Raw genomic sequence first — 12,122 nt, forward strand, 5'->3', positions numbered from 1 at the left:
TCTGCCCTTCCCTTAATCCTTCCTTCTTACCTTCCGCATACTCTGCCTTCCGAATCAATTCCTTTTCCCGTTTCTCATCATATTCGAAAATACACACCTCTATCGCCTCCGTTCGATTCTTTCTCAGGAAATCAGCCAGTATATTTTCCTCAATACATTCCGTCACAGCCTGCTCTGCCGCCCGGTTTATGTCCTTATACTCTGCCGCATATTTACGAATCTTGTCAACCAGAAGCATATACTCTTTCAACAGGCAGCAAGTTTCCAGAATCCTCTGTTTTTTATCCAGATTAATATTCAATACCTTCACTATCAATTCCAGCTCTGGTTCATCTTCCTTCTGGCAGAATGAATGTGACAATTTCAGAACACTTTCCGCTTCCCGCTCCTCTTCTCCATTGTAAAATACAACAAAGTGTGGGGTCGGCAATTCCACCAGCGTTGACGCATACAGCGTTTGATTCCGAATGAGCATCTGGTATTCTTTCGTCACATAAATCAGAAAACGCAGCGGCATATTCGGATTCCAGGTTGACTGGTGTTCATACAAATTCAACTGCATATCCAGTAAAAATGCCTGGTCATTTTTCATATTCATATAAACCGCATTTTCCAGCGTCACGATCTCCAACGCTTTTGCATCCGTATAATGTGAATGATTTACCGCATTATACAGACTCAACAGATTCTCCCTTGTACTGAAAATCATCCGAAACAACGTATCCTTGTGATCCCGCCTTACTTTTACAGAATTCCTATTTCTCATTCATTCTCCCTTCTGACAGGAGAATTTCATTTCTTCATCATCCATCGAAAATCTCCTGCTCTTTAATTGTTGTCAACTTGGGTAAGCATAAGATTTTCTTAGATTAATTTAGAACATTAGATACATTTGAATAGTTGATAAAGAAAAATATATGCTTGATAGGATAAATGTATCATATTCCCAAAAAGGATGCAAGAGAAATCCTCAATCATACATCAAAATTTGCAAATATTCATTTAGCACATCAGGAATACTCCTCTCTCGAAAAGCACCCCTGATCCATTTTTACTCATATTCCGTATTTTTCTTCTTCCCGGAGATCCCTGCCATCACAATAATAAACCAGAAAAATGGCTGTCTGCAGTTCATCAACGTAAAACTTTCCGCCAGCAGTGCCAGCACTGCCGCCCGCTGTGCCCGGTCGCAGCGAATCACATTTCTTCCAATCCAGTACACCAAAAAGGTAGTCGGAATCAATCCATACGAAAACCAGACATCAAAAAAGCTGGAATGAATCTCGTTGACATGAAACACATCAAAAACACCCAGACTCAAAAGTGCCTCAAATCCATCATATGGAATAAACCGCTCAAAAAATCCCTCTCCGGCTCCGTATAACAGATACTGCGGTTCTAACACCAGTCGTTCTGCGCTTCGATCATAAAGTAAATCATAGATATTTCCATTCGCCAGCTTCCATATCTTCTGTTGAATCCGCGAAAGAAGTGTATAATCCGTCTGAGAAACATCAAAATCCGCTCCCGGCAAAATCAAATACACGCCGACTGTCAGCAACACCAAAAATGCGGCACCGCCAAACCACCAAACTTTCTTTTGCTTCGAATGACAACATTTATCCCAGAAAAACTGCCCGGTCAGTACGCCAACGAACACCAGCATCATGATAAAAATGAAAAATGCGAACTGATTCGGGTCGTTAAAAGTTCCCATAAAACGTGATCCGCCCCAGGTTTCATAAAAATATCTGCCACGACCAGAAACAAGTAGCAACACCTGGAAAATCAAGTTGATGCGTCACATCCAGCAAAGTCCGTTCATGAACGACTCCGAATATAAAGTTCGAAATGTCCAGATCAAAAATGCTGAATATATCCAATACAGCGTATGTAAAGGAAAACTTCTATTCAATGTCCGAATAAAATAGACTCCATTAATAATTATCGCAAATATCAAGAAGATGAGCCAAGGGAAATCTTCTTGGTACAAAACTTTTCTGCTGTTCTTTCGGACAGCACATAATGTAAGGAGCCCAGAAGCGGTGAAGAAAAAAGCGACTATTCCGATGCTAGCGCTAGAAAACAAATAAAATTGTTTTATAAAAGCTGCAGCATAGAATAATATTTTTAATACTATTTTATCTCAAAGATTTCGCAGAACAAGGTATTCTGCGAATTTTTTTCTTTTCGAATTTTGCAGAACAATCTATAATATTGCGATTCCCGCATTCAAACGCTTCCTAATGCGTTTTTTGTTTCATAGGACGCAATTTTCTATGAAACAAGAAGCAAAAAAAACAGCACCCTGTGTATTTTCTTTTTGAAATACACAGGATGCTGTTTTTTTTAGTCCAACGGATCAATCTCAATCATCCCGCTTGATTCCGCCCGGATTTTTCACAATTTATTTCATAACAATATTCACAATCCGTCCCGGAACGTAAATTTCTTTTACGATATTTCCAGTCAGCTTGTCCTTGATAGCCTCTTTACCAGCGGCGATAGCATCTTCTTTGGAAATGTCTGCCGGTACGGTGATGGTCGCACGGACTCTGCCGTTGATCTGAACAGCTACCTCTTTCTCGTCATCCTTCATCTTCTCTGCGTCGCACTCCGGCCAGGAAGCGTGGAAGACGCTGTCGGTGCCGCCGAGCTCCTGCCACAGCTCTTCGCCCAGATGCGGTGCGAACGGTGCCAGCAGGATAGTGAATGTCTTGAGGGTTTCTTTGTCGATGCCGCCCTCTTTCTTCGCCAGATCGATGAGCTTGTTGTTGTACTCCATGAAACCGGAGATAACGGTATTCAGACTGAACTGCTCGAAACGCTGCTCGATGTCGAATACCAGTTTGTGGCGCAGTTTAACCATTTCCTTGGTCTCTTTGATGTCTTTGTCCTTGCTGGTCATAACCAGGTTGTAGAAACGGTTCAGGAAACGGGATACGCCCTCGATACCGCGGTCATCCCACTCTGCATCCAGTTCCGGCGGTCCTACGAAAAGCTCATAGAGACGCAGGGAATCGCAGCCGTAGTCGCGTACCAGATCGTCCGGGGATACGACATTTCCTTTCGACTTACTCATCTTGATACCATTCTTACCGGTGATCATACCCTGGTTGAACAGCTTCTTGAACGGCTCGTCGAAGTCAATGACACCGATATCGCACAGGAACTTGGTATAGAAACGGGAATACAGCAGATGCAGTACTGCATGTTCAACACCGCCGATGTACATATCAACCGGCAGATATTTGTCTGCTTTCTCACGGGATACCAGTTCTTTATCGTTCTTGTTATCTACATAGCGCAGGAAGTACCAGGAAGATCCGGCCCACTGCGGCATGGTGTTTGTCTCACGTTTTGCCGGAGCGCCGCAGCACGGGCAGGTGGTGTTGACCCACTCGTCGATGGCTGCCAGCGGGGATTCGCCGGTACCAGTCGGCTGATAGCTTTCTACCTCCGGAAGTTTTAACGGAAGCTGATCCTCCGGAACCGGTACGTTGCCGCACTTCGGGCAGTGTACGATCGGGATCGGCTCGCCCCAGTAACGCTGACGGGAGAATACCCAGTCACGCAGCTTATAATTGACTCTCTTGTGACCGATACCTCTCTTCTCAATCATTTCCGGCGCTTCTTTTTTCAGTACGGAAGATTCCATACCATTCCACTCGCCAGAGTTGATCATCGTGCCGGACGCCTCGGTATACGCCTCAGTCATGTTCTCGATCTCTTTGCCATCTTTTGCGATAACCTGGATGATCGGGATATTAAATTTCTTTGCAAACTCGAAGTCACGGTCATCGTGTGCCGGTACGCACATGATAGCGCCGGTACCGTAGTCAGCTAATACATAATCAGACAGCCAGATCGGAACCTTCGCACCGTTGATCGGGTTGATTGCATAAGTTCCGGTAAATACGCCGGTCTTTTCCTTATCCTGCAGACGGTCTACGTTGGAACGCATGGATGAATCGAAAATGTATTTCTCTACTGCCTCGCGGGTCTCATCGGTTGCCAGGCTCTTTGCCATCGCGTGCTCCGGAGCCAATACCATGAAAGTTGCACCGTACAGGGTGTCCGGGCGGGTGGTGTAAACGGTGATCTTCTCATCGCGTCCCTCTACACCGAAATCAACCTCTGCACCGTAAGATTTGCCGATCCAGTCAGTCTGCATCTTTTTAACCTTCTCCGGCCAGTCCAGTTTGTCCAGATCATTTAAGAGGCGGTCTGCGTACGCGGTAATCTTGAGCATCCACTGACGCAGGTTTTTCTTGGTAACCGGAGTACCGCAGCGCTCACAGCAGCCGTTGACAACTTCCTCGTTTGCCAGACCTGTCTTACAGGACGGGCACCAGTTGATCGGGAATTCTTTCTCGTATGCCAGACCTTTTTTGAACATCTGGACGAAGATCCACTGGGTCCATTTGTAGAATGCCGGATCTGTGGTATTTACTTCCATATCCCAGTCATAGATGGCTGCGATCTCGTTGATCTGACGTTTAATATTTTTAATGTTGGACTCAGTCGAGATAGCCGGGTGTACGCCCATCTTGATCGCGTAGTTCTCTGCCGGCAGACCAAATGCATCCCAGCCCATCGGATGGATCACGTATTTGCCGCGCAGCAGCTGATAACGGCTCCATACATCTGAAATAACGTAGCCTCTCCAGTGACCAACGTGCAGACCACTTCCGGACGGATATGGGAACATATCCAGGCAGTAATATTTTTCTTTCTTTCCATCGTTTACATTGATGGGATGTTTTTCCCAGTTCTCGCGCCATTTTTTCTCAATGGCGGTATGATTGTACTGTGACATCTTTGTTCCTCCTGTTTTCTGCTTAACCCACGCTGATTTTTTGCTATTTCCTGTCAAAATCCGGCTCCAGTCTCTAAAATGATGATTCATTCTTGCAATCGACTGGTCCGTTGGCAGTTGCATAACATCCAACCCTTGCGGACATTCTTTCAATCCGGTAACGTCAAAAACGCCCTGCGTCTCTACATTACCTGTATAGAGACGCAGGGCGAAAATTCCAACTGCGCGGTACCACTCTATTTCACACGGAATCCGTGTGCTCCTCATCGTCCTGTAACGGCGGATGACCGGCTCTGCCTACTCGGGTATTCAAAAACACTTCTTTCATTCAAAAACACTTCTTTCAACAGGCTGCTCCCGGACCAGTTCGGCGGCTTCCTTCCGCTGCCTCACACCATCCGGCAGCTCTCTGTAGAAATTTCGCGGCTTACTACTTCCGTTCATTGCATTTGTGCTATCTGATAGAATAGCATAAATGGGAAGAAATGTCAAGTAACGTGACCTGCTCAAGCAACTTGCACGTGACAGATTCGACGTTCTTTCAATACATGACATTTTCGACAATCTTTCAATCACCGTCAAACCTACACCTGAATCCGCTCTGCCACTTCATCGCCCAGTGCCAGCCGAACCTTTCCATTTCCGATGATCAGACCATCCAGCACACGTCCAAGGACCCGGATACGGCTTCCTTCTTTGATTCCATAGCGCTCCAAAAAGTTCATCACATCCGCATTTCCAAACATCCACTTGATTTCACAGGACTCTCCCGCCTGCACCTTTGCCAACGACTGCATACAACGACCTCCTGACTGATATTCCGCTTTCTGTAACTGTTCAGTACCTTCACAGTCACGCGCAAAAATCCATTAAAAATTGCCTACGGCAATGGGATTTTTGCCTGCTGGCCCATGTTTTCGTACGGTCAGCGCAGTAAATGCGCAGACCTACTGAACAGTTACCGCTTTCTTTCCTATCATTATATGCAGTCAGACTATTGTTAGTCAATGGTAATAATTGTTAGTTAATTCTAACAGTATTTAGCCGTTACCGTGAACCATCTCCACACTTCTCCGTCCATCTCCCGGCGGATTCTGCCGCGCAGGCGGAGGTAGTCCAGATGCGCCATGCACTCTCCCACCGCAAACCACTTCTGGGACGGTGGAAATTCTTCCCAGCTGGCGGCACGGATCTTCCAACGCATCTTTCCAGCCGTCTCATATGCCGTCATGCCCGGATGTTCGGCAAGCAGCGCCTCCGTCTCCGCCAGACGCCGCTCATGGTGTGCCAGCAGCGCCTCGATGCGCGCTGCATAATCGCCCGTCTTCCGGTGTCCCGGCAGGGCAAGGCGGACCGGATATTTTCTGGCCAGGCGCAGGCTGTCGAGATAATCGCCCAGCGGATCCTCCGATTCCAGCCAGGAAGTAATATTCGGCGATATATCAAACAAGATATGATCGCCCGTGAACATGATGCCCTGCTTCTTTGCCCAGAACATCGCATTGCCCGGCGTATGCCCCGGCACGGAGATCATTTCCAGCGTGTAATCTCCTACCGTGTATTTCCAGCCTGCCTCAATCGGAACAAAACGGTCATCAACCTGATCCAGCTTATAGCGGACTGCCGGATTGAGCGCCTGCGTTTTCTTCATTTCATCCTCCGGAAATCCACCGGCACGGAATTGCGCCGCCAGCCGAAGCGGGCGCTCCGGTGTAAAACCGTCCTTTAAGATCGCCAGATCGATCCCGCTGATATAGATGCGGCTGTCCGCCCCTGCCGCCTCCCTGGCAAGTCCTGTGTGATCCGAGTGCAGGTGTGTCAGAAGAATATCCAGCCGATCCGGGCTACTTCCAAGTGCCCGAAGCCCTGCAAACAGCGCCTCTCGGCATTCCTCGCGCCGAAATCCGGTGTCAATCAGAAGATCACGCTCGTTTTCTTTTCCCTTGATCAGGTAACTATTGAGTTCCCGCAAAGGATTCTGCGGCAATTCCACACCGATCCGCCAGATTCCATTTGCCACCTGTTCTACAAGGGCTTCCCTATTCTCTATGTTCTTTGTGATTTCTTCTCTTTTATTTTCTTTAAGCATATTTTTCCTTATTGAATCTATTGAATCTTCTCAGCCTTCTGCTTTCTCTTCTCTATGATCCATCGTCCGGAACAGATATGCACAAATCAAAATCGCCACCACAATCGACAGATAATCAGCCGCCGGCTGTGCATAGATAACTCCATCCAGGCCAAACATCGCATTCAGCACGAAAATCAACGGAATAAAAATCAGTCCCTGGCGGCAGATCGTAAGAATCAGCGACGGAAGCGCTTTTCCCATTCCCTGGATCGTATTGATGCAGAGGAATAAGATACCAAGGAATGGCGCAGAAAGCTGGAGGGCAACCACCATCTGAATACCATACTGGACAACTTCTGCATCATTAATAAACATCTGAATCATTGTCTTTCTTGCGACAATCATAAACAATGTCAGAATCGTTCCCATAATAATCGATACAAATCCTGTAAATTTGAATACCGACATCAGTCGTTTCTTGTTGCGCGCTCCATAATTATAACCGATCAGCGGCTGGATTCCCACGCAGAGACCAATCTGCAGCAGGACAACAAGCATATTGGATTTCATCGCAACCCCCATCGCCGCTACCGGTGTGTCACCGTAACCGACCAGCGCCTGGTTCAGGATAATATTGGCAAAGCTCATCAGGATGTTATTTAAGGATGCCGGAATACCGATCCCTGCCACGCCGGAAACGATTCCATCTCCCATCTTAAAATCACGGAAATGAATCGACAGTGTCGATTTTCCCCGTAGATAATAAGCAATATAGTAAAGACAGGCCGCAATATTGCCGATAATCGTCGCAAGCGCTGCACCGGTCACTCCCCAGCCAAGCACCAGGATCATGATCGGATCCAAAATAATATTTACTACGGTACCTAACAGGTTTCCGACCATCGATTCTCTCGATGCGCCTTCTCCCCGCAGAATATTCGCAAATGCAGTTGAAAACATAATAAACGGCGCGCCGATTGCAATAATCGCCAGGTACTGTCTCGCAAAACCGATCGTATTTACACTGGCACCGATGAGATGCAGAATGGTTTCCATTCCAAGTACAGACAGGATAGCCACTATCACGCCCAGCCCCAGGGATCCATAGCAGCAGAATGAACTGATATGACATGCCCGATCTTTATGGCGTTCTCCCAGTGCTCTCGATATCGCTGAGCTGCCGCCGATACCGAACAGATGGCCTAATGCCATAAAAATCATAAAGACCGGCGTTGCCAGCGAAACTGCCGCCACCTGCAGCGGATCCTTCGTCTGACCGATGAAAAATGTATCCGCCATGTTATAGATAACAACCACCAGCATGGAAATCATGGTCGGAACCGCCATGGTTGCGACCGCCTTCGGTACGGGTGTTTTTTCAAATAAATCCGTATTTGTTTTCATTTGTCGTAACTCCTCTCTTTCTATATTTGTTGTATTCTTTACAGTCACATTCTCGCGCCGAGCGCGGTCGCTTGCGACATGTTTCTGCTTCGCGCGAGTGCACATCATTGGCACGTTAGTGCCTTTTTGTGTAATAGGGAATTCCAAGAAATTTCCTATTACATAAAAATACAGGCACTTCTGCCTGCTGTGTAAAAGACCAACTCTTATTTAAACACTTAATTTTATCATAAACACCTATTTTGTCAACTATTTTCCTATTAAATCTATCTTAAACTCATCTTAAAACCCAGCTTAAAAATTGTCTTTTGGAATTGTCTTTGGAAGTTGCAAAAAAGCGCTTTCTGGGATATGATGGAAACTAGAAAATTATGAATTTCATACCGATGGAGGATTTTTACTATGTCTAACAATTACGCAGGCAAATTTGTAAGTGCTGAGACCGCCGTCAAGGCCGTTCAACCGGGCGACTGGGTGGATTATGGCTTTGGCGCTGGATTTCCGGAGCTTCTCGACCGTGCGCTGGCAGCACGCAGGGATGAGCTGACCGATGTCAAGATCCGCGGCGGTTTAGTCATCCGCCCGCGCATCGAGGTTGTCGAAAGCGACCCGGAGCAGAAAGCATTCAGCTACTACAGCTGGCACATCGGCGATTATGAGCGCAAGCTGCAGACCCGTGGGCTCTGCAAGTTTATGCCGATGATGCTGCGTTCCCTGCCGGAAATGTACCGCCACCACATTCGCGTGGATGTTGCCTTTGTACCGGTTTCCAGACCGGATGCGGACGGCTACTGCGGACTGGGTATTTCCAACTATGCATGGCGCACCATCTTTGAGAATGCGCGCACCGTCATCTTCGAGATCAATGAGCGCCTCCCGCGCTTACAGGGCGTCGATGGTTCCCACCGTGTCCACCTCTCAGAGGCAGATTTCATCGTCGAGGGCGAGCATGAGCCGCTTCCGATCCGCACCTACCGCGATCCGAGCGCCGTTGATATTGAGATTGCCAAACGTGTCGTTGAGGAGATCCCGGACGGCGCTGTCCTTTCCCTGGGCGTCGGCGGCGTTCCGTTTACCGTTGCCAATATGCTGGCACAGTCCGACAAAACTGACCTCGGCTGCCACACCGGCACCATCAGCGATGCTTTTTTAGCCCTCTATAAGGCTGGCAAGCTGACCAACAAGAAGAAAGAAATTGACAACGGTTATTCTACCTGGAACCTTGCCATGGGCTCTCAGGAATTATATGACTGGCTGGATAATGAGCCGCAGCTCTTCCATCCGGCTGACGTCGATTACGTCCACTCCCCGTACCGCATCGGTGAGATGAAAAATGTCATCAGCATCAACGGTGGTGTCGAGCTGGATCTGATGGGACAGGAAAATGCCGAGTCTGCCGGCACCCGACAGCTCTCCGGTATCGGCGGACAGATGGATTTCCTGGAGGGCGCATTCCGCTCCGAGGGAGGCAAGGGCTTTATCTGCCTTGCTTCCACCCACAAGAAAAAAGATGGCTCCTTAAAATCCAACATCGTACCGTTCATTCCAGGCGGCAGCACCGTATCTGCACCGCGTACCATGATTCAGTACGTGGCGACCGAGTACGGTATCGCAAAACTGACCGGGCTTACCTTAAAAGAACGAGCGGATGCCATGATCGCCATCGCACACCCGGATTTCCGTGATGAGCTGCGCCGGTATGCGGAGGAGAATTTTAAATAAAAATTGGAAAGATACATCGGAACCGAAACATCAACATTCCATGTTATCTTTGATTATTTGAAAACCAGAATTTTCAACATAGAAAAGCCGTAACCTTATACTTTCGCTCATGAGTTTAATCCCATGGGCGGGTATATCTGGTTACGGCTTTTTATTTTTTATGCCCCTTTCTTCGCCCCTATAACAACCACAACCACCATAAACCGGCAGACCAGAATAATCATAGACGCAAAGAGCTGCCACAGCGCAATATGCAGAATCAGGCTGACTGCGTACCCACACAGTGCTGCTCCCATTACCATAGCATATCCACAGCACAGTTCGGAGTGATACGAATGTCTGGGCGAACCTGCGGTGTAGCTTTCCATCAGTCCATAGAGCACCACATATTCCAGCATACACGGAATCAGCGACCAGATGGTTCCGTCCGGCCACCTCCAGAACATGGACAGGAAGCTAGAAAAAGCAGTCACCAGCACAAGCGCCGCCCCTGCTGCCCGGTACACTCTCATCTCTTTTACATCCATCTGGAAAAATTCAGCCTGCCGCTCTTTCTGGAGAATCCCGATATATAAAATCAGGAATCCGATGCAGGGCGGCAGCAGCACCACATGGAACAGATTAATATGAATCAAAGCAAGAATCAGACCGGCTAAAATCTTATGATCTCCCGTTTTCACTTAAATGCCTCCTCTTTCAGCAGATATTTCCACACATCAATAAAGCGAAGCTCCCTTCTCTTCCTGTATTCATTTTCAAATGAAAGAACCTGCTCCCCGCCATCTTTGCCGATATATGAAAGCACTGCAACTCCTGAATGAAATACCTGCGGCGACTGGTCTTCCTCTTTGCCAATCCAATGGCTCTGGAACGTCAGCACATCACCCGTTTTTACTGTCAGCCGTTTCGGCTCTTCCCCTTCTTTTTGAGCTGGGATAGGCTCTCCATTTAAGGTCATCGAAAAATTTTCCATCTCCCCGGCTGACGCAATGCAGCCTTTTACTTCGATGGTTCCATCTTTCTGAACGGTGTAAACCTGTGTGGCCGTTCCATCTGAATTGGCGCTGGAACTTGGATTTTCCAGGGCGCTCCCGCCCTCCGGATTTGCAATCAGTACCAGATTACCAATTTTTACGTCTGCTGTGTTTCCATCTGAATAGAGCACCTGCGCCCGCGTCAGGATTCTCCACTGACGGATCCCGTTATGCTGCGGATCTTCAATCGAAAGCGTAGCATCCAGGCGATGAAGCGCATACTGTCCCGCTGACTGGACTGTCTCCCGCATTTCCTGCATTTGAAGTTCAGGCAACTCTGAAAAACGAATTTCTCTCACACAGATCTCATCCGTCACATCCGTCAGATAGGCAAAATTCACCTGTGTATACCATACATCCGAAGTTCCATCTGTCTCATCCACACTTTCTTCCCCGAGCGCATACAAGGACACTGTATTCTCCAATCCCATATTCGCATTCGGGTCTTTCACGCCTTCGTCTAAAACTCCAACTTTCACATCGGAATCGGTACTTTCTTCTTCAAGCGCCTCACTTGACACAGATGGAACGATTCCATCCTCCGAAGTTTCTACTCCGTCCAGCCCACAGCCCAGATAAGCCGACTGGCTGTAGTGCAGAAACAGCGGTTCTTTCAGCCGGAACGTATACTGGGCGATCAGACCCGCCAGCAGACAAATAAGCGCCAGCACCAGCCAGATACGCACGATCATCCGCTCCGGATGTTTCCGAACTGTTTTTGCCTGTTCTTTTACTTCCATGAGTTCCCCGCTTTTCTCATTTTTCTCTATCATAAAAAGGCCACCCACCTGTCTGTATAAGTTGTTCTCTTTGCAACATTATACCTTTTTTACAGGTGGGTAGTCTTTTCTATTTTCTTACAATTTATAGCCTTCTTTTTGAAAATTGCAAAAGCACGCAATTCGTAGCAATTTGGCATCCGCATTCACTGCCTTAACTTCTCGCCTGTCCCATCGATAACATTCGCAGCGCTTTGGTGAATTCAAGCACAGCCTATAACCATATCGATCCGAAAGACCTTCCAGAAAGAGAAAGCCGCCGCTGACAGCCTTGATGAATCGGTATCGATCCA

Annotated in this window: 10 protein-coding genes and 1 other annotated feature; of the genes, 1 reads left to right on the top strand and 9 read right to left on the bottom strand. The window is 47.6% G+C overall.

The window, feature by feature from the left end; translation table 11 throughout:
• From QVO97_RS09855 to QVO97_RS09880, 6 genes are all read right to left on the bottom strand, one after another.
• Positions 1–766: transposase (locus QVO97_RS09855; RefSeq protein ID WP_288189577.1), on the bottom strand; the 766-nt coding region annotated here is incomplete at its 3' end.
• Between the two features lie 285 nt (positions 767–1,051).
• A complete protein-coding gene (locus tag QVO97_RS09860; RefSeq protein ID WP_022360161.1) occupies positions 1,052–1,717 on the bottom strand; it encodes a hypothetical protein in 666 nt (221 codons plus the stop codon).
• A 690-nt stretch (positions 1,718–2,407) separates the two neighbouring features.
• Positions 2,408–4,819, bottom strand: a complete 2,412-nt coding sequence (gene leuS / locus QVO97_RS09865) for a leucine--tRNA ligase (RefSeq protein WP_022360162.1) — start codon at positions 4,817–4,819, stop codon at positions 2,408–2,410.
• A 195-nt stretch (positions 4,820–5,014) separates the two neighbouring features.
• Positions 5,015–5,272 (bottom strand) — a binding site (T-box leader).
• A gap of 131 nt (positions 5,273–5,403) precedes the next feature.
• Entirely contained in the window at positions 5,404–5,616 is a 213-nt protein-coding gene (locus QVO97_RS09870) for a FeoA family protein (RefSeq protein WP_022360163.1), read from the bottom strand.
• Between the two features lie 233 nt (positions 5,617–5,849).
• Complete coding sequence (locus QVO97_RS09875) at positions 5,850–6,908, bottom strand: MBL fold metallo-hydrolase (protein WP_022360164.1); 1,059 nt, start codon at positions 6,906–6,908, stop codon at positions 5,850–5,852.
• 30 nt (positions 6,909–6,938) lie between these two features.
• Positions 6,939–8,294, bottom strand: a complete 1,356-nt coding sequence (locus tag QVO97_RS09880; RefSeq protein WP_022360165.1) for an MATE family efflux transporter — start codon at positions 8,292–8,294, stop codon at positions 6,939–6,941.
• Between the two features lie 402 nt (positions 8,295–8,696).
• Here QVO97_RS09880 and QVO97_RS09885 point away from each other — a divergent pair, with 402 nt between their 5' ends.
• A complete protein-coding gene (locus QVO97_RS09885) occupies positions 8,697–10,016 on the top strand; it encodes an acetyl-CoA hydrolase/transferase family protein (RefSeq protein ID WP_022360166.1) in 1,320 nt (439 codons plus the stop codon).
• A gap of 158 nt (positions 10,017–10,174) precedes the next feature.
• Here the strand turns inward: QVO97_RS09885 and QVO97_RS09890 are convergent, their stop codons facing one another.
• The 3 genes from QVO97_RS09890 to QVO97_RS09900 all read right to left on the bottom strand — a co-directional run.
• On the bottom strand, positions 10,175–10,696 hold the full coding sequence (locus QVO97_RS09890; protein WP_022360167.1) for a hypothetical protein: 522 nt from the start codon (positions 10,694–10,696) through the stop codon (positions 10,175–10,177).
• The gene (locus QVO97_RS09895; RefSeq protein WP_022360168.1) at positions 10,693–11,823 is read right to left on the bottom strand and encodes a hypothetical protein; all 1,131 of its coding nucleotides are present in this window, start codon (positions 11,821–11,823) and stop codon (positions 10,693–10,695) included. Before QVO97_RS09895 ends, QVO97_RS09890 begins: the two co-directional genes overlap by 4 nt.
• 84 nt (positions 11,824–11,907) lie before the next feature.
• Positions 11,908–12,122, bottom strand: a 215-nt coding sequence (locus QVO97_RS09900) for a hypothetical protein (RefSeq protein ID WP_288189578.1), incomplete at its 5' end; no start/stop codon positions are given.

Source organism: Clostridium sp. CAG:43 (assembly GCF_000434655.1).
Lineage (GTDB): Bacteria > Bacillota > Clostridia > Lachnospirales > Lachnospiraceae > Otoolea > Otoolea fessa.